This is a genomic window from Clostridium ljungdahlii (assembly GCF_001636845.1).
GTDB lineage: Bacteria > Bacillota > Clostridia > Clostridiales > Clostridiaceae > Clostridium_B > Clostridium_B ljungdahlii_A.
The window spans coordinates 263,749-286,293 of the sequence record NZ_LITT01000046.1 but is presented as its reverse complement, the minus strand read 5'-3'; the positions used below and the strand labels follow the sequence as shown (position 1 = coordinate 286,293).

23 protein-coding genes and 1 pseudogene are annotated in these 22,545 nt (G+C 29.1%); 20 read left to right on the top strand and 4 right to left on the bottom strand.

From position 1 onward, the window contains the following. The first annotated feature begins 502 nt into the window (after window positions 1-502). The 7 genes and pseudogenes from WY13_RS15365 to WY13_RS15335 all read left to right on the top strand — a co-directional run bounded on the left by WY13_RS15365 (window position 503) and on the right by WY13_RS15335 (window position 6,928). A complete protein-coding gene (locus WY13_RS15365) occupies window positions 503-1,186 on the top strand; it encodes a response regulator transcription factor (RefSeq protein WP_063556485.1) in 684 nt (227 codons plus the stop codon). Beyond that, window positions 1,183-2,708 (top strand): annotated as a pseudogene (locus WY13_RS15360) (HAMP domain-containing sensor histidine kinase). Before WY13_RS15365 ends, WY13_RS15360 begins: the two are co-directional and overlap by 4 nt. Before the next feature lie 169 nt (window positions 2,709-2,877). Next, entirely contained in the window at window positions 2,878-4,761 is a 1,884-nt protein-coding gene (locus WY13_RS15355; RefSeq protein WP_063556515.1) for an LTA synthase family protein, read from the top strand. 387 nt (window positions 4,762-5,148) lie between these two features. Beyond that, window positions 5,149-5,418, top strand: coding sequence for a hypothetical protein (locus WY13_RS15350; protein WP_063556484.1), 270 nt, complete (start codon window positions 5,149-5,151; stop codon window positions 5,416-5,418). Window positions 5,419-5,489: 71 nt separating this feature from the next. Next, window positions 5,490-5,978: a MogA/MoaB family molybdenum cofactor biosynthesis protein gene (locus WY13_RS15345; protein ID WP_063556483.1), complete on the top strand. Its 489-nt coding sequence runs from the start codon at window positions 5,490-5,492 to the stop codon at window positions 5,976-5,978. A gap of 24 nt (window positions 5,979-6,002) precedes the next feature. Next, a complete protein-coding gene (gene moaC, locus WY13_RS15340; RefSeq protein WP_063556482.1) occupies window positions 6,003-6,479 on the top strand; it encodes a cyclic pyranopterin monophosphate synthase MoaC in 477 nt (158 codons plus the stop codon). 14 nt (window positions 6,480-6,493) lie between these two features. Beyond that, on the top strand, window positions 6,494-6,928 hold the full coding sequence (locus WY13_RS15335; protein WP_063556481.1) for an MOSC domain-containing protein: 435 nt from the start codon (window positions 6,494-6,496) through the stop codon (window positions 6,926-6,928). A 327-nt stretch (window positions 6,929-7,255) separates the two neighbouring features. On the opposite strand, the gene WY13_RS15330 is transcribed toward WY13_RS15335, so the two are convergent. Next, complete coding sequence (locus WY13_RS15330; RefSeq protein ID WP_063556480.1) at window positions 7,256-8,284, bottom strand: AI-2E family transporter; 1,029 nt, start codon at window positions 8,282-8,284, stop codon at window positions 7,256-7,258. A gap of 363 nt (window positions 8,285-8,647) precedes the next feature. Here WY13_RS15330 and WY13_RS15325 point away from each other — a divergent pair, with 363 nt between their 5' ends. Then, complete coding sequence (locus WY13_RS15325) at window positions 8,648-8,917, top strand: hypothetical protein (protein ID WP_063556479.1); 270 nt, start codon at window positions 8,648-8,650, stop codon at window positions 8,915-8,917. A gap of 101 nt (window positions 8,918-9,018) precedes the next feature. Continuing rightward, complete coding sequence (locus tag WY13_RS15320) at window positions 9,019-9,810, top strand: ABC transporter substrate-binding protein (protein ID WP_082848535.1); 792 nt, start codon at window positions 9,019-9,021, stop codon at window positions 9,808-9,810. Window positions 9,811-9,858: 48 nt separating this feature from the next. Here WY13_RS15320 and WY13_RS15315 read toward each other — a convergent pair whose 3' ends face one another. Beyond that, window positions 9,859-11,085 carry a PucR family transcriptional regulator gene (locus WY13_RS15315; protein ID WP_063556477.1) on the bottom strand — a complete coding sequence of 409 codons (1,227 nt, stop codon included), beginning with the start codon at window positions 11,083-11,085 and terminating at the stop codon, window positions 9,859-9,861. After that, the gene (locus tag WY13_RS15310; protein WP_063556476.1) at window positions 11,070-11,426 is read right to left on the bottom strand and encodes a hypothetical protein; all 357 of its coding nucleotides are present in this window, start codon (window positions 11,424-11,426) and stop codon (window positions 11,070-11,072) included. The genes WY13_RS15315 and WY13_RS15310 overlap by 16 nt, the downstream gene beginning before the upstream one ends. Before the next feature lie 150 nt (window positions 11,427-11,576). Between WY13_RS15310 and WY13_RS15305 the strand changes: the two genes are divergently transcribed. From WY13_RS15305 to WY13_RS15285, 6 genes are all read left to right on the top strand, one after another. Continuing rightward, window positions 11,577-12,689, top strand: coding sequence for a uroporphyrinogen decarboxylase family protein (locus WY13_RS15305; protein ID WP_063556475.1), 1,113 nt, complete (start codon window positions 11,577-11,579; stop codon window positions 12,687-12,689). Window positions 12,690-12,775: 86 nt separating this feature from the next. After that, window positions 12,776-13,951, top strand: coding sequence for an MFS transporter (locus WY13_RS15300; protein WP_063556474.1), 1,176 nt, complete (start codon window positions 12,776-12,778; stop codon window positions 13,949-13,951). Window positions 13,952-14,017: 66 nt separating this feature from the next. Further along, complete coding sequence (locus WY13_RS21925) at window positions 14,018-14,566, top strand: hypothetical protein (RefSeq protein ID WP_242866526.1); 549 nt, start codon at window positions 14,018-14,020, stop codon at window positions 14,564-14,566. A gap of 3 nt (window positions 14,567-14,569) precedes the next feature. After that, a complete protein-coding gene (locus WY13_RS21920) occupies window positions 14,570-15,133 on the top strand; it encodes a uroporphyrinogen decarboxylase family protein (RefSeq protein WP_347459436.1) in 564 nt (187 codons plus the stop codon). 287 nt (window positions 15,134-15,420) lie between these two features. Next, window positions 15,421-16,272, top strand: a complete 852-nt coding sequence (locus WY13_RS15290; protein WP_063556473.1) for a DegV family protein — start codon at window positions 15,421-15,423, stop codon at window positions 16,270-16,272. A 5-nt stretch (window positions 16,273-16,277) separates the two neighbouring features. After that, window positions 16,278-16,760 carry a PadR family transcriptional regulator gene (locus WY13_RS15285; RefSeq protein ID WP_063556472.1) on the top strand — a complete coding sequence of 161 codons (483 nt, stop codon included), beginning with the start codon at window positions 16,278-16,280 and terminating at the stop codon, window positions 16,758-16,760. Window positions 16,761-16,876: 116 nt separating this feature from the next. On the opposite strand, the gene WY13_RS15280 is transcribed toward WY13_RS15285, so the two are convergent. Continuing rightward, complete coding sequence (locus WY13_RS15280; protein WP_063556471.1) at window positions 16,877-17,593, bottom strand: TerC family protein; 717 nt, start codon at window positions 17,591-17,593, stop codon at window positions 16,877-16,879. Window positions 17,594-17,905: 312 nt separating this feature from the next. Between WY13_RS15280 and WY13_RS15275 the strand changes: the two genes are divergently transcribed. The 5 genes from WY13_RS15275 (at window position 17,906) to WY13_RS15255 (ending at window position 22,326) form a co-directional block, all read left to right on the top strand. Beyond that, a complete protein-coding gene (locus WY13_RS15275) occupies window positions 17,906-18,814 on the top strand; it encodes a WG repeat-containing protein (RefSeq protein WP_063556470.1) in 909 nt (302 codons plus the stop codon). A gap of 198 nt (window positions 18,815-19,012) precedes the next feature. Then, the gene (locus WY13_RS15270) at window positions 19,013-19,570 is read left to right on the top strand and encodes a sigma-70 family RNA polymerase sigma factor (RefSeq protein WP_063556469.1); all 558 of its coding nucleotides are present in this window, start codon (window positions 19,013-19,015) and stop codon (window positions 19,568-19,570) included. Beyond that, the gene (locus WY13_RS15265) at window positions 19,567-20,952 is read left to right on the top strand and encodes a DUF4179 domain-containing protein (protein WP_063556468.1); all 1,386 of its coding nucleotides are present in this window, start codon (window positions 19,567-19,569) and stop codon (window positions 20,950-20,952) included. Before WY13_RS15270 ends, WY13_RS15265 begins: the two co-directional genes overlap by 4 nt. A gap of 148 nt (window positions 20,953-21,100) precedes the next feature. Continuing rightward, a complete protein-coding gene (locus tag WY13_RS15260; protein WP_192845043.1) occupies window positions 21,101-21,931 on the top strand; it encodes an HAD family hydrolase in 831 nt (276 codons plus the stop codon). Between the two features lie 128 nt (window positions 21,932-22,059). After that, the gene (locus WY13_RS15255) at window positions 22,060-22,326 is read left to right on the top strand and encodes a metal-sensing transcriptional repressor (RefSeq protein WP_063556466.1); all 267 of its coding nucleotides are present in this window, start codon (window positions 22,060-22,062) and stop codon (window positions 22,324-22,326) included. Window positions 22,327-22,545: the final 219 nt, after the last annotated feature.

Genomic DNA, 22,545 nt, shown 5'->3' with positions numbered 1-22,545 from the left:
CAGTTAAATATTTTGATAAGTCTAAGTAAAAAATTCTAAAAAAGCTAAGAACTTTTGAAAACTCGTACCTCAAACAATTCAAAAGTTCTAAGTTTTTACGAATATTTTACTAAGCCTTATTTACAAAATATTTAAATGAGCTTCATTATTGTAAAAATATGCCTGCGTATAAGTTGATTTTTAAGTTAGAAAACTTCTAAACTTCTTAAATATCTTTAAATATATTGTTGTGTAAATTTGTATATAGAATTATATTATAATTATGTATGTAAGTTTTTGAGCTGAAAGTTGAAAATTGAGAGTTGAGAGTGAAGGTTGATTTTTAGTTGTCGCAAAAAATCTTTAAATTTATATAAATCAGCAATGTTCCGCTTTAGCGAAACAAGCGGTGAAAAGTTTAATCAAAGATTTTTTGTAGTGTAACGGAAAAAAATCCACATTAACTATTAATTCTTCATTCTTAATTATTAACTAAAAAATAATATATTTAGGAGATATTTAAATGAACAAGACTATTTTAATGGTAGATGATGAAGAAAGAATGAGGTTTCTCATAGAAGCTTATTTAAAAAGTGAAGGATTAAATATGATTCCAGCAGGAAATGGTCAGGAAGCATTAGAAAAATTTAATGAAAATCATGTAGACTTAGTAGTGCTGGATATAATGATGCCTGTAATGGATGGATGGACAGCATGTAAAGAACTTAGAAAGATTTCAAATGTGCCTATAATTATGCTTACAGCTAGAGCTGAGGATGAGGAGCAGCTTTTAGGATTTCAACTTGGCACAGATAGTTATGTAACTAAGCCAGTAAGTCCGAAAGTATTGGTAGCTAAAATAAAGGCACTTTTGAAAAGAACTTATTCTGAGGAAGAAAATCAGAATAAGCAAAATAGTTATGATGGACTCTACATAAATAGAGAAGGTCATGAGGTTAAAGTAGATGATGAAGATGTATATCTTTCTCCAAAAGAATTCGAATTACTTTGCTATTTAATAAAAAATAAGGATATAGTTTTAAGTAGAGAAAAAATTTTAGATGCAATCTGGGGAATAGATTATTACGGAGATCTTAGAACAGTAGATACCCATGTGAAGAGACTCAGAGAAAAATTAGGAGTTAAATCCTATTTAATAGCCACCGTTAGAGGGGTGGGTTATAAATTTGAGGTAAAAAAGCAATGAAAATAAGTCATATCATAAGTGAAAACAAGCTTGTTACCAGAATAAGAAAAAATATAACATGGAAATTGTTTATAATAACGGCCCTGGTGTTTATAATCTTTATAAGTAGTACATTAACATTTCAGATGCTATTTTTTGGTAGGTTTTACATAAACAAAAAAGAAAGCAACATGCTAAATCAGGTTGAAAAGTTTAGAACGCTTTACAATAAGACAAATGATGAAGATAAGATAGCTAATTTAATTAGAAGATTTGAACAGGATAATAATGCTAAAATAGTTATAATGGATAGAAGCGGAAAAATAAAATTTATAACAAGACTGGAAGACCAAAGCTATGATAAAGTTAGAATAAAAGCTATAAATGATATTATAGTAAATTGGACTATGAATTCTGATTTATTAGAGCAAGTAAAAAGAGATAACAGGTCTGTAACTGTAATTACCGAAAAAAAAATTAATGGTACAAAAAATATATTAACAGTTGTACCTAATAAAAAAATATGGAGATAATATTTTCAATTACATCTCTACAACCTGTAAATGAAGCATCTTCAGTAATAAAGGAATTTTATTTTTATTTTTATATAGGTGCCATAGTTTTAATCTTGATATTATGTTTAATGTATACTAATATGGTTTCAAAGCCGTTAGTAAAGTTAAATGAAACTGCAAAGAAAATGGCAGCACTTGATTTCTCTGAAAAGTGCAATATTAAAAATGAAGATGAAATAGGAAATTTGGCAAGTACTTTAAATTTTTTATCATATAATTTAGATAAAGCTCTAACTTCAGTTAATGCAGCTAATGAGAAACTGGAAAAGGATATAGAAAAAGAAAGAAATATAGATAAGGCCAGAAAGGAATTTATAGCTGCGGTTTCCCATGAACTTAAAACTCCAATAAATCTAATAGGAGGATATGCAGAAGGGTTAAAAGATGGAATATTCAAAGAAAATGAAGAAGACCAGTACATTGATATCATAATAGATGAGAGTAATAAGATGGCAAATTTAGTATCAGATATGTTAAATTTATCACATCTTGAATCTGGAACCATGAAACTTTCTAAAGAGGAGTTTTTTATAGATGATCTTATAGAATCTGTAATAAAGAGATTTTATAAAGTAATAAAGGATAAGGGTATAACTATAAATTGTAATATTATAACAAAAACTAAAGTTTGTGCAGATTGGGATAAAATGGAGCAAGTAATAACCAATTTTACAACTAATGCTATAAAAAATACTTATGAAGGAGGAATTATAACTTTTGCCATTGAAGAAGAGCCTGATAAAACTATTGTGTCTGTAGAAAATACAGGGAAGGGTATACCAGAAGAAGAATTAGGTAAAATTTGGGATAACTTCTACAAACTAGATAAATCAAGAAATAGAAAGTTAGGTGGTACGGGGATAGGCCTTGCTATAGTGAAGAATATATTGATACTTCATGGATATAAATATGGTGTTAAAAACACAGACAATGGTATAAAATTCTATTTTGTTGTATATAAAGTTTAAGAATGTTAACGATTTATTAATGAATTGTTAACATCCTTGCCATGCAAGTGTCACTTATATATTGTAAAATTCTTTTTATAAATTAAAAAAAAATATTCGATTATAAAAAGGAGAAGAAATGAAGATTACGGATATAAAAAATAGTAAATTATTTGACTTTGCAGCGGATATGAGAAATAGCAGATTATTTAATCTTGCAATTAGTTTACTATTTGATAATGCAGATATAATTTTATTTTTTATTGTAATTTTTTGGAAATTAATATCTTATGAAAAAGATATATCATCTGGCTTTGTACCAATGTCTGTAAGACTTGCAATATCTGCATCTATATTGATATTGATAAGTTTTTCACTGCTTCTTAAAAAGAAGAGCAGAATAAGTTTTTTATATACAGTAGATATAATACTAAGTTTAATATTTATAGCAGATTTGATGTACTATAGATATTTTAAGGACATTACTACAGTAGCAGCTATAAAAAATGCTAAGCTGTTAAAAGGTGTATCTGCAAGTGTAACTAGTGTAGCTAGTGTTAAAGATTTGTGGTATCTGGTAGATATACTTATTTTAGTACCTTTAAAGAGGAAGTATAAAAAAGCAGAGTTCGGTATAGTGCCTATGAGAAGAAGACTGGTAAGCTTTATAGTAATTTTGGCAGTAGGAGTAGGTATCAATGCAAAAACATTTTACAAAGTATCTAAAGAACAACCTACGCTCTTAACTGCCATGAGCAACAGAATATACTTAACTACAATGATAGGAAATGTAAATTTCCATATAGTAGATTCATATAACTATATAAGTAATAGCCTTAAAAATTCAAAAAAATTACCTACGGATGAAGAAAATAAGATAAATACTTTTTTACAAAATAATAATAACACCACAGGAGAAACTAATTTTAAGGGCTTGGCTGAAGGAAAAAATTTAATAGTAATTCAGGTAGAAGCACTTCAGGGATTTGTTATAAATCAAAAAATAAATGGCCAGGAAATAACACCAAATTTAAATAGATGGGTAAATAAGTGTATGTATTTTGATAACTACTATTATCAAGTTGCAGGGGGGAACACCTCTGATGCGGAGCTTATGTCAAATAATTCACTGTACCCTGCACAGTCAGGAGCAGCTTACTATACTTATAGTGGAAATAAATATGATTCCATAGCAAGTGAACTAAAAGATAAAAATTATTATACTGCAGCCCTTCATGGTAATACTGAAGGATTCTGGAATAGAAATGTAATGTATAAGGCCCAGAGTTTTGACGACTTCTATGGAGAACACAGCTTTGATGCAAGTGAACAGATAGGTCTTGGAATTAGTGATAAGTCGTTTTTAAATCAGTCACTTGAAAAAATGAAGACTTTTAAACAGCCGTATTATTCTTTCTTAGTAACACTTACAAGTCATTATCCTTATGAGGCCGTGGACAAGTACGGGAGTTTTGACGTAGGTCAATATAAAGGCACTCTTCTTGGAAATTACTTACAGGCAATACATTATACAGATGCACAGCTTGGAGAGTTTTTAGATGAAATGGAAAAAGAAGGAATAATGAAAAATTCTATTGTAGCATTGTATGGAGATCACTTTGCTATACCAAAGGATAATGAAAGTCAGCTTTTTAGTTTTGAGAATGAAAGCAAAAATGATGATTATACTTGGTTTAAATATCAAAAAGTGCCTCTTTTAATACATTTTCCAGAAGACAAGTATGCAGGAGTTAATCACAAGTACACCTGTCAGATGGATTTATATCCTACTCTAGCAAACTTATATAATTTGCCTAAAAACTATATGTTTGGTAAAGATATGTTAAATGGGGACAGCGGGAAAGTTATTTTTAGAAATGGTTCCTTTATAGATGGAAAAAATTTATATGTATCTTGGACAAATACTTATTATGACTTGGCAACAGGAAATAAAATTTCAGAAACGGATGCACTTAAAAAAGAAAAAGAAGAGTATACTAAGGAATTGGAATACTGTGATGAACTTCAAAATCACAATTTAATAAAAACCTTTGATCAGCAAAAAACAAATTAGTTAAATTTATTTAGTATATGAAACTAACTTTAAGCATAGTATTTATAGATATATAATTTAAAGCGAAATGATATATGATAATTAAAAGTATATTACAGTTTATTTTTACTATATTTATATTTATTATACCTATAAGTTTAGTGGTTCTGGTATATGTTGATTTGAAGGAATTAGTTTATAAAATAAAAAACATTCGAAGAAAATAGCAATAGAGGATTTTAAAACTTTTAGAAAAAATAAAACTAATAAAACTAATAAGAAAATAAAAAAATTAGAGGAAAGCATAGTTGAATAGTAAAAAATAATTTATTCAAATTATTTTTTACTATTTTAAATTATATGCTATAATTGAGTTATACTAATAAATGAAGGAAGAGAGGAAATAATATGGATTTTGTAAATAAAAGTTTTCCGGTAATTTGGAAAGTATTGTTGGTATTAGTGGTAGCTTTTATTTTAGTAAGAATAGTCCCTTTTATTGTAGTAGCTGGAACTGCATTATTTGCATTTGTAAAAATAAAAAAATATTTTAGAAGTAAAAAAAGTACCTCATCTAAAACAGAAAATATAAATAATATGGTTGACGATAAAGAGGACCCATTTAATTTCTCGAATAAAAAGGTTATAGATGTAGAATACGATGAAATTAAAAAGTAAAATATATTAAAAACTGCACTAGGCAGTTTTTAAATGAAAGGAGTTGAAAACCTTTTAATAAAGGTTTGCATATGATAAATACAGCGATAATTACAATGAGTGACAAGGGATCCCAGGGTAAGCGAGAAGATAAAACGGGGCCTGCTATAGAAAATATGTTAGATAAATCTCAATATAAAGTTGAGTATTATAAAGTTATACCAGATGAAATAGAAGAGATAAAAAAACAATTGTGTTATATCTGTGATGACTTGAAATTAAATTTAATTCTTACTAATGGAGGAACTGGTTTTTCTGTGAGAGATGTAACACCAGAGGCAACTTTAGAAGTTATAGATAAAAATGTGCCAGGAATTGCTGAGACAATGAGAATGAAATCATTAAGTGTAACTCCAAAGGCAATGTTGTCTAGGGCAGTTAGCGGAATAAGAAAGAAAACTTTAATTGTAAATCTTCCAGGGAGTCCAAAGGGTGCTGTAGAAAATCTTCAGGTTATACTTCCGGCACTTCCACATGGAATTGACATACTCATGGGTTGGGATTCTGAATGTGCTAGATAACTTTAAACAAAGGAGGACATATTTATGGAACTTACTCATATAAACGATCAGGGTAGAGCTAAAATGGTAGATGTAAGTGAAAAAGGTAATACTGAAAGAAAAGCAGTGGCTACAGCTTCCGTATACATGAAAAGGGAAACTCTAGATATCATTGCACAGGGAAAGGCAAAAAAGGGAGATGTACTTTCTGTAGCTCAGGTAGCAGGAATAATGGCTGCAAAAAATACTTCAGGTTTAATCCCCATGTGTCATCCATTAAATATATCTGGATGCGACATAAAGTTTGTATTGGACTTTGAAAAAAATAAAGTTGACATTGAAGCTTCCACGAAAATTGTGGGAAAGACAGGAGTGGAGATGGAGGCATTAACGGCAGTTAGTACAGCAGCTCTCACTATATACGATATGTGCAAGGCTGTTGATAGGGGAATGGTAATATCCGATATTATGCTTCTTGAAAAAAGTGGAGGAAAATCTGGTATATTTAAGAGGGAAATATAGTTAGGAGGAAAACTATGGCCAAGGTTATTTCAGTAAACATAAGTGAAAAAAAAGGTGAAATAAAAAAACCTATAGGTAGAGGGTTCTTTAAAAAAGATAATGGACTTGAGAATGATGCTCATGCAGGAAAGTGGCATAGGCAAGTTAGTTTGCTTGCACAAGAAAGTATAGATAAAATGACGGCACAGGGAGTTGAGAATTTATCTAGTGGTAAATTTGCAGAAAATCTTACTACAGAAGGCATTGTGCTTTATGAACTTCCTGTAGGTACCAGACTTAAAATAGGTGAAGTACTTATGGAAGTAACACAGATAGGTAAGGAATGTCATAAAGGATGTGCTATACGACAGCAGGTAGGAGATTGTATTATGCCAAGGGAAGGTATATTTACAAGAGTTATTGAAGAGGGATGGATATCTGAGGGAGATAGCATAACTTTAGTTAATTAAGAGTTAAGAATTAATAGTTATAGATGATTACGATTTGATTCAATAAGTTTCAAATTACAAATTTTATATATGGCTTTTAATTAAAAATAGACTTATACGAAGGAGTATTTTTACAATAAACAAGAACATTTAAATATTTTGTATATAAGTCTTAGTGTAAAATTTGGAAAAAAACTTAGGCCTTTTGAATTGTTTGAGGTACGAGTTTTCAAAAGGCCTTAGGTTTTTGTAAATTTTATGCTTAGACTTATAAAAATATTTAATGAGCTTGTGTTTGTAAAAATGTCTGAAGTATAAGTTTATTTTTTACTTTGAAGCTGTATTTTATTAATCACGAATTTTTACATCTAAAAGATCAAGTATGAACATAAAAAGCGGAATACCTATTAGAAATCCCCAGGCACCCATTATATGTTCTGAAACTATAAGTATTATAAACGTAAAGAATATAGGAAGTTTTACTTTTGAAGACATTAATTTCGGATTTAAAACATAACTTTCAATAATATGAACTATAGCAACCATAATTAGTACGTATATAACTTTTGTAAATCCACCTATACTGAAGGCAATCATGGAAAGTGGGATAAGTGATATTATAACTCCTGCTACAGGAATTAAGCTGAGTATGAATATCATAAATCCAAGAGTAACTAGTTGTGGAAAGTTCATAATGGAAAGCATTATAACAGATATAATAGTGTTAAAGAATGCTATAATAATTTGAGCTTGCATTACTTTTCCAAAAGAATTTAAAAAGTTTTTACCAAAAAAGCACAAGTAATTATATACCCCCGATACTTTGCTGTCTTTAAATTTTTTCAAGAATTCAATAATGTTATGTTTCCCAAGTATGAAAAATAAACTTAACATTATAGAAATAAATATGTTTACACTCCATTTTCCTACGTTTGTTGCTAGTTGAAGGGATATGTTGAAACCAGATCTCAGGTAACTTTTTATATCTATTTGCCCTAGCATACTTACTAAATATTTTTGAAATATGTCTAAATGCGAATTAGTATTAGTAGGATGTATTTGAAATTGTGAAGCATGATTTATCATATATTTTGTTTGATTTATTAGTTGGGGGATATAATTTACAACTAATAATATAATAAATAAAAACAGCAGCGAATATAAAATAATTGTTGTAATTTTTTCTTTTGTTACAGTAACATTTTTAACGTGCTTTAGCAGAAAATTCTGAAGACTATTCATTATGTATGAAAATAAAAAAGTTAATAGGAACAAATCAATTATAGATTTAGACCAATAAACCACTAGTATTATACAAGTGAAAAAAAGTACTCGTTTTGTGGATTCTTTTGAAAAAAATTCTTTGATAAAAGACATCTAATCTCTCCTTAAATTTATTGTCATTATATTATATATTATAAAAAGTATTTTACCCAAAATTCAAGTAGTATTTTATATAAAAACAAGTAATTTTGATAATAATTTTTTAATTTATGATAATATAAGGGTTCTAGTCTTTATATTAACTCACACAAAGGAACATTTTGACAAATTTTATTATTGTAAAAATATTTTAGTTAGTCTAAGGTTTGTATTCTAGGCATTAAATTTAGAATATAAAATATAATTATAGTAGATAATATTTGACATACAAACATATGTTCGGTATAATGATTTTAAGACAACATAATGATTGCAACTTTTAGTATAAATTAATAAATATCAATCTTAGGAGGTAAAATGAGTAATTATAATATATTTGTAAGTATAAATTATAAGGGAGATAAATCTGAAGAATTGTATAAGAAAACTAAAGTAAATAATTTCAATATAAATTCAAATAAATATTTAATAGGTGGTGGTATTTACAACAGCAAAAGAGGTGGAAAGATTGTATTTACTGCAAAAACATTAGAAGAGATAAATCAAATAACTAAAAAGAAACCTTTGCTAAAAAATAATATACCTATGAAATACAGTATAGCATTTATTCCTAAGAAAATATATTAAATAGTGAAATACATATTTTTTATTTCCCAATTTTTTAATATTACTATTGCATAATTATAGCATTAAATGTATAATTATAAAAAATGAGGGGGCAAAAAAATATGAAAAAAATAGGTATGATAATGTTAAGTGCAATTATGGTGTTTACGCTTTTTACAGGATGTGGTACTAATGCAGGAGAACAGGATAATTCCCTTAATAGAGTTAAGGATGCAGGTAAATTAACTATAGGGTTAGATGATTCCTATCCACCTATGGAATTTAGAGATAACAAGAACAAATTGTCTGGGTTTGATATAGATTTAGGCAATGCACTTGCTCAAAAATTAGGGGTAAAGTTAAATATAGTAGTCACAGATTTTAATGGTATAGTTCTAGCACTGCAGTCGGGGAAATTTGATGTTATACTAGCTTCTATGAGTATGACTGACGAGAGAAAAAAGAAAATAGATTTCGTAGGGCCTTACATTGACGGTGGACAAATAATAATAACTAAAGCGGGAAATAACTCTATAAAAACTAAAAATGATTTAAAAGGTAAGATAGTAGGTGTACAACTTGGAGCCACAGGGGAACAGGCTGCTGCAAAAGTAAATGGAATAAAAGAAATTAAAAAATATGACAAGATAACAGAAGCTTTCCACGAGGTTAACATAGGTAGAATTGATGCAGTAGTGTGCGATGCTCAAGTTGGACAATATTATATTTCAAAAGATAAAAGTAATTATGTTATTTTGAAGGATAGACTTACAAAGGAACCTATAGGAATAGGTATAGAAAAGAAGAATAAAAAGTTAGAAGAAGCTTTAAATAAGGCATTAGATGATCTTAAAAAGGATGGAACTATGTCTAAGCTATCGACTAAATGGTTTGGATATGACATATACAAATAATATTGACAGCAGGTTCTCTGTTTAAAACATAGGGAGCCTGCTAAATTTTTATTGTTTATTTATTTCAAATATAAATTCATTTTTATGCATTAATTCAAGGATGTGAAGGGATAAGTATATATGATGTATAATATTTGGATCGTTAAGATTTATTTTCATAATCTGTTTTATCTTATCAATACGATAAAACATTGATGCACGATGTATGTGTAGGACGTTTGCAGATACTGATTGATTTCTATTATTCATCAAATATACATAGAGGCTTTTAGTTAAACAGGTATTATTTTTGCGATCATATTGAATTAGTAAATATAAAGAAGGGTGACAAAATCTTTCTATATTTTCATAAGTAGAAAGACTATCTAGTAAATCGTATACTACATAATTTTCATATATATAAAACACCTTGTCAATATTAAGGCTAACCCCAAGTTCAATTGCCTTTAATGATTGTTTATAATAATATTGTAAATTCGTAAAGTCTGTTATGCAGTTACTAAGCCCCGCATATAAATTATTTTTTTTAAGAAATTTTTTTAAAACTTCAAATTTATTTTCAAAAATGATAATTTTTGTATGATCGTTAATGAGCAATACAATGTGATTATTATATATCAACGATTTATTTTCTTGAATAATACCAGAAATTTTATATCTCAAGTATGTCAATGGTACTTTTTTTTGAGAATACTGGTTGATATCAAAAATAAGTATATAAGCTCCTGAGTTAATATCAAAATTCAAAGATCGTATTTTATTCATCACTAGTTCCCTATCTGTAACAGCGTTATCTAACAAATCCTTTAGAAAGCTTTCATAAGTGGTACCTTTAGTGTATTTGTAGAATTTATCATTTCTCATTTGAGTTTCGATTACGTCACATAGTAATGAAACCAGTTCAATATCTCTATTTTTAAAAGGTCTTTCTGCTTCGGTAACTGATATATATCCTATGAGAACATTATCAATTGTAACTTTCTCAATAATCATATTATTATCATCTATGCCTTTTACCATAACAGGGGAGTTTTGCCTATCAACTTTTTGCCATATTCTATTAAATTTTGCAGAATTCATGGCATCATTGGAAAAGTAACCTTTTTTTATATGGTCATCCCAATAATGACCAATGGACCTGTTACATATGGAATTGGCTATAATTTTGCTGCTAGTATCATTAAATATAATAGGATTTCCGAGAAGTTTAAATCCAATGTCTATAATATGTTGAATACCCTTTTCATGTATGAGTGCATCTAATAATTCTTCCATATATATATATCTATATTTTTAAGCTTGAAGATAATATCCTGTATTTCGTTGAAAATAGTATATTTATTTTTATCCGTATCAATCAAAATAATATTTGAATTTTTAGAATAGGCAGAGGCCTTATGATAATTTATACACAAAAGGTTTATTGGGTAGTTTGTGGGTTGAAGATTTGTTAAATCTGAGGCGTCTCCAACATATAAAACATTTGAATGAAATGATTTCATTCCGCTTAGAAGTAACTTAACTAAGTTAATTTTTGTGCATTTTTCATTTTTTAGTATTAACTTGTGAGTATACTGTTCCAATTTAGAAGAAAGAACCTTAATATCTATATTCATATGAAACCACCTCATGATAAAGTATATTACAAAGTGTAATGTTTTGTAAACTTACTTTTTAACATTTGTAGGATGACTTGTAAGATTTAGATAAGTATAATTATAGATATAAATAAAGTAATTCTATAAATAATGGGGGTATGGAGTTATATGAAAACTGGACTAGAGATATATAATGAACATTTAGAAAGACTTAAAAAAGTTATAGCACTGAAGAAAACGGACAGGGTACCTATTAATTTAAATGCAGATTCTTTTTGTGTTAAGGCAGCAGGAGGAAAGCTATCAGATCTTGTGACAAATATGGAATATGGAAATGAACTCTTACTTAAGGGCATGAAGTTATTTGGTGATATTGATTGTACACTGGGATATGGATGTTTTCCTCAAACAAAAGGAGCCTTTTTTCTTGCAAATATTAAGTTACCTGGACGTGAATTACCTGACGATGCTCTTTGGCAGATTGATGAAGTTGGGTTTATGACAGAAGATGATTATGACACTATAATCGATAAAGGCTGGAATAAGTTTTATATAGATTTTTGTAAAAATAGATTAGGAGATCCTTTAAAGATAATGGAGGATATAATAAAAATACAGCCCAAAATAGCACAGAGTTATAAAGATGCAGGTATTGTAGCAATAATAGGTAATGCTATGATAGGAGCTCCGTATGAAACCTTGTTTGCTGGTCGTTCAATAAAAAATTTTGTGAAAGATTTGATAAGAATACCAGACAAGGTTATAGCTGCAATGGATGTTATGGCTGAAGAAAGTTATGAGGATCTAAGAAAAGCAATACGTGCCGATAAACCTTTAGCAGTATTTTCAGGTGGATCACGTATGGCAGGGGATTTTATATCAGGAAAAGCCTTTGAAAAGTTTGCATGGCCATATTTAAAAAAAGGCGTGGAGGTTGCGGTTGAAGAAGGGGCAAATGTTTATCTTCATTCCGATTTATGTTGGGATCGTTTTGTAGATTATTTATGTGATCTTCCAAAAAGTAAATGTATTTTCCATCCTGACAGTACAACAGATATTTTTAAAGTCGGAGAAGTACTTAAAGGGCATATGTGTATTATGGGAGATGTTTCACCTTCACTTTTAACATTAGGTACACCTGATGAAGTATATGAGTACAGCAGGAAATTGATTGACCAATTTGCATCACAAGGGTTTATTATGGCTGCAGGATGCTGCATACCGGCAAATGCAAAAATAGAGAACGTAAAAGCAATGGTTGCAGCTGCTTTAGAATCATAAAGTATATATTACAAATAAAAAATAGTAGAAATATCTTGTTTTATGTAAACGATTTGAATAATTATTAAAATAGAAGGAGTGAAATAATGAAAGATGTAAATGGAAAGAAACCATTATGGATATTTGCAATACTCTCTTTTGGATTTTTGATAATGGCAACTGGAACTACTTCTCCTGCGCTGGCAAATATATCTCAAGCTTATCCTAATTTACCTTTTAGTGTAGTTGTGCTTATCGCTACTATACCTACTTTGCTTTTAATTCCATTTTCATTGATATCGGGGAAACTAGCTGGCACAGTTATAACTTATAAAAATCTTACTATTATTGCAATAGTTCTATTTTTAATAGGTGGAGTTGGTCCTTATTTTATAAGTAACTTTGGGTTAATTCTTGTTATGAGGGGAATTTTAGGAGCGGGGCTTGGAATAATGTCACCTCTTGGTGGTGCTCTTACATTAACTCTTTTTGAACCAAAAGAAGCGGAAAATCTTATGGGTGCAGGTGTTGTTGTTGGAAACGTTGGCGGCATAGTATTTCAACTTCTTGGTGGAATATTTTGTGCAGTTAATTGGAGATTTACTTTTCTTGCTTATCTTTTAGGCGCAGTATCACTTATTATAGTTATACTCTTCTTCCCAAAACTTCCGTTGACTACAAAATCTAATTCTACAAAAGTTAAAATGCCGGCATATGTATATATATGGTCAAGTATATATGGTATTTTAATGTTATTAGTATATCCAATGCTTACAGGAATGTCTTCATTGGTACTTACAAATCACTATGGAAATGCTGCTGGAGCAGGAGTGGCACTTACCATGTTTACAGTTGGTGGAATGATAGCAGGAGCAGTTTTTGGCACAGCATTTAGAATGTTATCCAAGTTCACTATTCCTATAGGTATTGTATTAACTTCTGTGGGATTTATATTCTTTGTATGTGGAACAAATTTAATCCTTTTTATAATTGGAGCAACTATTGTTGGTATAGGATTCAGCCTTTCTGGTACCGCTATCATGATGCAGGTGGGAAGAGCAGTTCCAGCATCTGGAACTGCTGTTGCAATGTCTATTGCCATGGCATTTATGAGTATAGGTGGTTTTATTTCAGGATTTGTATTTGCATTTATTGAAAAAATATTTAATATAACATCATTGAGATTTCCATTTGAATTTTCACTTGTATGTTTTATTATTTATGCAGTTATTCATTTAGTGGTGAATTTTAAAAGTTCTAAAAAACAAAAGGTTGCAATTTAAAGTTATTTAGAAATTATTATCCAAAAACAAAAATTGTTAATAATTTAAATTAAATGGGGGATTAATATGAAAACTGGAAAAGAATTGTATGAAGAACATCTTAACAGACTTAAAGATGTAATAAATATGAAAAAGACTGATAGGGTACCAATTGTACTTAATGCAGATGCTTTTTGCACCAAGAACGGAGGAGGAAAGCTATCAGATCTTGTCAATGATGTAGTGTATGGTAATATGGAACTATTAAAGGGTATGCAGGCACTTGGAGATATTGACAGCATAGAGATACCTGGGACATACCCATCATCCATGGGTGCATTTTTCCTTTCTAAAATAAAAGTACCAGGAAGAGAATTGCCTGATAACATGATTTGGCAGATTGATGAAAAATCGTATATGACGGAAGATGATTATGATACTATAATTGATAAAGGCTGGAATTATTTTTTCATGGAATATGCCAAAAAGCATATACCTGAAGGACTTAAGGAAGTAGAGTATTTCAGTCAATTTGCTCCGCAAATAGAGCAGAATTTTGTTGATGCAGGGATTGTTCCCTTATGCCAAGGTCGTGTAATGACTGGCGCACCGTTTGGTGCTTTATGTCCTGCATGAGGAATATCTAAATTCCTTATCGATTTACACAAGATTCCTGACAAGGTTCAGGCAGCTATGGATGTTATGGAAGAGGAAAATGAGAAAGTGTTAAGAAAGCAAATCCGTGAAGTAAAACCTTTAGCAGTATTTACAGGAGGGGCAAGGGAAGCAGGTGACTTTCTTTCTTTAAAGGCATTTGAAAGATTTTCATGGCAGTACACAAAAAGAATTATAGATATTATTGCAGAGGAAGGTTCTATTGCTTACCTTCATCTGGATATGAGTTGGGATAGGTTTATAGATTATTTCCTTGACTTGCCTAAAGGTAAATGCATTTTTTCACCAGATAGCACAACAGATATTTTTAGAGCTGGAGAAGTATTAAGAGGGCATATGTGTTTCATGGGAGATGTTGCACCTTCACTTTTAACTTTGGGGACTCCAGATGAAGTTTATAAGTATGCTAGAAGATTGGTTAAAGAATTTGCACCTCAAGGACTTATTATGTCATCAGGATGCAGCATACCTCCAAATGCCAAAGTTGAAAATGTAAAGGCTATGGTTGCAGCTGCTCTTGACAACTAGTGCGTCTGAATTGAATAAATATTTTTATGAAATTTATATTAAATATAGCATCATTGTAGTAAATCTGCAATGGTGCTATGTTTTTTAGTTAATAGTTAAGAATTAAAAATTAATAGTTAATAAATAAGACAAGTTATTATCAATAGAGATATATATCACTATTGATAATAGCTGTGCGAGTGATATAATTATTGTGACAAATTTTGATAAGGTATTTGAAAGAAGATAACAAGTCAAAGATGCGACGAATATTTTTTTGAAAATGCCTAAGTAGGGAGGAACAAGTTTTGGAAAAGATTGCACTCATAACAGATAGTACTAGTGATTTAAGTAACAGTACCATAGAAAGATATAATATAAAAGTACTTCATTATAGGATAATATATAAAGACAAAGAATTTATAGATAAAGTAACTATAACTCCAGAATATGTATATGATAATTTTGATGAGGAAATACCTACATCGTCTATGCCATCCATGAGTGAAATGGAAGATTTGTTTACAAATTTAGAAAAAGAAAATTACACACATGCCATAGTTGTAACTCTCTCTGCCGGATTAACTGGCTTTTATAACGGAGTAAAGTTAGTAAGTGAAAATCATCCTAAAATTAAGACATATATATTTGATTCTAAATCAATTTCTCTTGGGGAGGGTTTTATAGTAACTAATTGTGCAAATCTCATAGAAAAAGGTGTAAGTTTTGATGAGATAGTTAGGACAATACCAATTGTAAGGAGTAAAATCGATCTGTTTTTTGTGGTTGGAACTCTAGAATATTTGAAAAAAGGTGGTAGAATAGGTAAAGTAGCAGGTACAATTGGGGAACTTTTAAATATAAAACCTATTGTATCAATTGATAATAATGATGGAAAATACTATACTTATGATAAGGTAAGAGGAAGAAAGAAATCTTTAAGTAGGTTGGTTGAAATTGCAAATGGAATTCTTGACAAAAAAAAGTGTAAATTGTGTATTGTACATGGTCATGCACTAGAGGATTCAAAAAAAATATTTGATTCAATAAAAAATCATAAAAACGTAACTTCTGCAATTTTTGGAGGAGCATTAAGTCCTGTAGGAGGAGTTCACAGTGGACCTGGTTTAGTTGGGTTAGTATTATTTGAGGAAGAATAAATTTTATGAATAAATTTGATTCTAAAGGAAATATAAAGGAAGAAGAAAAATTTCTTTATAAAGAATATAAAAGAAAACTGGCAGAATTAAAAAAGGTAAAAAAGGAACAAGAAGCTGTAGGGCAGGTTTTTACAAAAGGACTTCTTCCTATATATGCACTTTATATTTTAAGCATAAGTCCAACTAATGGAAATGATATATCTCATAAAATAGGAGAAAGAACAGGAGGAAGGTGGATACCAAGTACAGGGGGAATCTACCCAATCCTAAGAAAACTGGAGAAGGATAAGTTAGTAATTGGGAAATGGGATAATTCTAAAAATAAAATGCAAAAAATATATACTCTTACGGATTTAGGAATATGTGAACTGAAAAATAGAAAAAATCTTCTAAGAGATAAAATAGAAGATTCTCTAGAAGTATTTAAAATTGTATATAAAGATTTGTATGACGAATTAGAAGAGAATAAGGATTTATCCGATGACTAGCCACCCTAACTCCCATTTATCCAAGTGGAAGTATTAGGGTGGCTGCGTCTCTGGATAACGATTTCTAAGTGGTTGTTGTACTAAGAAGTTTACATACAACATATTGGTTTATTATATTAACTGTTACTTTTAAAATAATCTTCCTTAAATTTTTTAAAGGAATAACTTACAGGTTTGTTTACTCTATAGAATCCATATAGTAGTACTATAATTGCAAAGCCAAAGGATACTACATTTGTTAGTACAGGTGATGTGAAACCTGCCAATATTTTGTCTTCTAGCATCATATTTAAGGATGTATGGGCCAGTACAGCACCTCCTAAGTATATTACCATAGGGTGTTTATTCATAAGTTTTGCTACAAACTGACTCCCAAAAAATATTATAGGAATATTTAATACCAATCCAAATATTATACTAGGTACATGTCCATGAGCAGCAGCAGCTATTGCAAGTACATTGTCCAGACTCATGGTAGCATCAGCTATTACTATACTTGAGATTGCACGAAAATATTTATTTGAAGGACTGATTTTTAAATTTTCCTTCTCAGATTTAGGGCTTATGAAATTCCAGGTTATTTTTATAAGTAAAATTCCACCTATTAATTTTATAGGAAGCCATTCTATTAACATTATGTAAGTGATAAGGCAAGCAAATATTATTCTTAGAAAAATCGCAGCAAATACTCCAATCATAGAAGCAGATTTTGCATGATTCTTTGGTAAATCTTTAGTTGCCAGGGCGATAACTCCTATATTATCACCACTTAATACTATATCTAATAAAGTAATTTGTAGAGCCCCTAGCAAAAAAGTAGTTAAATTATCCACGCCGTTTACTCCTTTTATCCTAATTTTTAAATTAAGTTAGTATTGTACAAAGTAATATATTCATTAAATATAATGAATATTACTTATTTAGTTTTCCTATAACTTATTGTAACACATAAATAATACGATATAAAGTATATAAAGTAAAATAATTTATCATATAATAAGGTTTTTAAATCTACATACATTTTAAATAATAATGAGTATAGAAAATTCTGACTTATTATTTTATTTAATTCCTATATGTGATAAAATTAAATTTGAACAGATGTTTATATGAAATTAAAACGATTGCAAATAGGGGGAAATTAAATGAAAAACTATACTAATTTATTTAGAATTAAGTTAAGTGATAAGTGGGGTTATATGGATAATAATGGACAAGTTATCATAGAACCTGTATTTCAATATGCATGGGATTTTTTGGATAGTTTAGCTGCTGTTAAGATGAACAATAAATGGGGATATATAGACTGCAGTGGAAAAACAGTTATAGACTATAAATATACACAGTCATGGAATTTCTCCGATGGATTTGCTCCTGTGAAAATAAAGGAAAAGTGGGGGATTATAGACCATAATGATAATATGGTTATAGAACCAAGTTTTAATTTTATTGATGAGTTCTCAAATGGAATGGCACTGGTAAACAAAAATAGTAAGTATGGCTTTTTAGATAAAAAAGGAAGTTACCCAATAGCATTGAAATACGAAAATGCCTTTAGTTTTTCAGAAGAGGTCGCTAGGGTAAATGATGGTTATAAATGGAAGTACATTGATAGCAAAGGAAATGAAGTAATAAACTGTGATTTTGATTGCGTTTTTGATTTTCATGAAGGCTTAGCTCAAGTTATGAAAGATTTTAAATATGGATTTATTGATAAATCAGGTGATTTAGTTATAGAACTTAAATATGATAGCACAGATGGTTTTTATGAAGACGTAGCTAATGTAAAAATAGATGAAAAATATGGATACATAAATAAAAAAGATGAGTTTGTAATAGAACCCATTTTTGATGAAGCTCTTAATTTTAGTGAAGGACGAGCATTCGTGAAGATAAATGATAAATGGGGATGCATTGATAAAAGTGGAAAATTCGTATTGAAACCTCAATTTGATGATGTAAATAATTTTTGTAATGGAGCAGCTATGGTAATATTGGATGATAAATATATATATATTGACAAAGAGGGAAAAAGAATTTGGAAAGAACAGTAAATACAATTAAAAATTAAAAGTTAAGAATTAAAGAGGAAATGGGCATAGATTTGTGTAAGAGTGAATCCATGCTCATTATTTTTATATAATATAATATTTGGATTGAAAAATAATTTTAATTTAAACATATTTTGATATGATTTTCATAAATCTTACGACTTAAGTAATGTAGAAGCTTTTATGGAAAGGAGAAGATTAGTGAAAATTAATAATGATAATGTAGTTTCAGAATTGCACAAAAGAAATCCTAAGGCATTGGATTTTATTGTAGATATTTATGGTGGCCTTATAAAATCCATAGTAAAAAAAACACTTTTCAATTTTAAAAATAGTGGGAGTGTAGATGAATGTGTTAATGATGTTTTCTTAGGTATTTGGAACAATATAGACGAATTTCACAAGGATAATAGCTTTAAAAGTTGGATAGCTGCCATTGCCAAATATAAAGCAATAGATTATCAAAGAAAATTGATTAAAGAATGGAACAGCAAAAATATAGATGGTATAGAAATACAAATTAATGATACTGTAGATAAAAGGATTTTAGAAAAAGAAACTTATGATGAATTATTAAAGTTATTGTCCAAGCTAAAACCACGAGATAAAGAGATATTTATTCGCAGATACTTTAATGGTGAAAGTACTAAAGAAATAGCAGCAAAATTAAATGTTAACAAAGAAGTAATAAATAACAGACTTAGTAGGGGAAGAAAAAAGCTAAGGAAAATTATTTTTAGCGAGGTGAAAAAGCCATGAAAGATATATATGAACTGTTAAATTATGCTGAAGTAGATTTGAAAGAATATGACGAAACTGAATTAAATGATATAGATAAGAAAAAGTTTAAGAAGAAATTGCATTCTCATATAAAAAGTAAAAGATATAATTTAGGTAAGATGACTAAATTTGCAGCTGTATCTTTGGCTATTTTAACCCTGGCAGGAGTAGTTACTTATAAAACTAATCCAATCTTTGCAAAGGAAATGCCTATACTAGGAACTATAATAAAGAATGTTGAAGGTTATAATAATCATGAATTTGATAAATATACTTCAGTAATAAATAAAACTGTAGAAAAAAATGGATTTGAAGTCACTTTAAATGAAATAGCGATTGATCGTAATAAACTTATAATTGCTGCAACTTTTAAAAGTACTGAAAAGCTTCCTGAAAATTCACCTCCTGCTACAATGAATCCAATTGTATTTATTAATGGAAAGCAAATTAATGTAGGAGGAGGTGGAAACAAGAAATTTATAGATAACTATACCTATGTAACTGTAGACGAACTTGATGTATCCTCTATTAAAATACCAGATAATATAAATATGAAAATTGTTTATAAAGATTTTGAAATTTACCAAAAAGGTCAAAAAGATCTTAAGACAATAAATGGTCCATGGGAATTTCAATTTAATGTATCAAAAAAGGAAATTGAAAATAAAACAAATACAATAAAAATAAATAAGAATATAAAGTTTAAAGATATATATATGGATATCAAAGATATTAATATAACCCCACTTAGTACACAAATTTCTTTTGATTTCAAATGTGATACTTCTCTTGATTCTATGGCTGATCCCCTGTATTTTATAATCACAGATAATAGAGGAAACTATTTGAGTATGCAAGGTGGAAGTTTTGCTCCTAATAAAGATACCGTAAATTACGCTGACAAAGAAAGCCCAAGCTTGATTACATTTTCAGCAGTTCCTAAAGGCACAGATAAACTTTATATAACTCCTTATCATAGAAGTTTCAATAAAGAGAATAGATCTAAAAAGACAGAGCCTATAAAATTCAATAATAATTTGCCAATTGTTTTAAAACAAAACAATGAAAGTAGATTGATTGTAACTAGCATAGAACGAAAAAACGGTAAAATATATGTGAAATATAAAGCTGAAGGAATCTGTATCGGTATACCAGAAAATAGGCTATATTTATATGATAGTAACAAGAAACAATTAGATAGGGAAGATGTAGGAAATGAACAGGATGTAACCAATAATAAAGATACTATTTCAATGACTTTTAAGGATAGAACTAATAGAGATATTTATGTTGGAACTGATGATATGAGTGATATAATTGTACTTGAAAATAATAAGTTTACAGTTGATCTAAAAAAATAATATAAATGATTTTTTGCTAAAGTAATTTACGCTAAATTATTGTACCATCTTAGAACTTAGAAAATTAAATCTATATTTTTGTAACTTTTAGAGATATAATAAATTTTGTGACTTAATTATCATGAATGCGTTTGGAGGACTGAATATTTTGAAGTTATGTATTTCAGACTTGGATGGAACTTTATTAAATTCAGATCAAGTCGTAAGTAAAAATTCAATTAGAATTATAAATAAGTTAATAGATTCAGGATTAAAATTTACTATTGCTACAGCTAGGTCATATGAAGCTTGTAAAAGTATATTGGAACCATTAAATCTAAATATACCTATTATTTTAAATAATGGAGCTTTCATATATGACACTACTTTGGCTAAAAATATAGTAGAAAACTATTTAGATGAGTGTACGGTTTATTTTATCTTAAAATATTATAAATTAAAAGAAATTTCACCTGTAGTATCTGCAGTGGATTCAGATGGAAATAAAAAGATATTTTATAGGGGCATTTTTAATGAAGGGCAAGATATATACATAAATTCAAGAATACAGCATGGTGATACAAGGCTTACTGAGGTAAGTGATTTTTCAGAAATAGTTAATTATAATATAATAAATATTTTTGCAATAGAAGCAAAGGGTGTTTTAGATGACACCTATCAATTATTTACAAAAGTAATAAAGGGCAGTTTTCATTACACAGAGGAAATTTATGCGAAAGGTTTTTTCTGGCTTGAATCAATGAATTATAATGCTAATAAAAGATTAGCAGCTAAATACTTAAAGGAAAGTTTAAAAGCAGACAAGCTTATTTGTTTTGGAGATAATTTAAATGATGCACCACTTTTCAAGTTTGCGGATGAAAAATATGCAGTTAAAAACGCATATGATGAACTAAAAAAGTTGGCTACAGGAATTATTGGTTCAAATAATGAGGATGGAGTGGCTAAGTTTCTTGAGTATAATATTGGTAATAGCTAAGAAGATTATTTATGTTAAATGTATAATAAAGGTTTGAAGATGGTATAGTAGTGTTAAACTGATATTGAATTAAATTTAGGAATAGTATATAATATAACTGTACCCCCTCTAGGGGGGAGGGAGGAAAAATGAACGAAGAAAAAAAGAAGGCCATACAAGCTTTAAAAACTTCAAAAGGACAAATAGAAGGTATAATAAAAATGATTGAGGAAGGAAGATATTGTATTGATATATCCAATCAAATGGTTGCAGCTCAATCATTGCTAAAAAAAGCTAATTTGCTTATTTTAAAACAACATCTTAATAATTGTGTAAAAGATGCTTTTATTAACGATAGTGGTGATGAGAAGGTAGATGAGATAATAGGTTTACTTTCAAAGTTACTAAAAGAGTAATATACAACTAAAAAAATATATGCCTCCTCTTGCTTTCCATCTTACATTAAAGAGTTTGCATATAGCAATGTAGGAGGTGTAGAGTAAAAGCATAAATGATAACTTATAGTAAAATACCACCCCTCAGGTGTGGGGTAAATATAATACTAAATGTAAAAGCTTAAAATATAGATAGTAATTTTAAAGTTATGTATATCAGAACAGAAGGAGGAAGGAGCA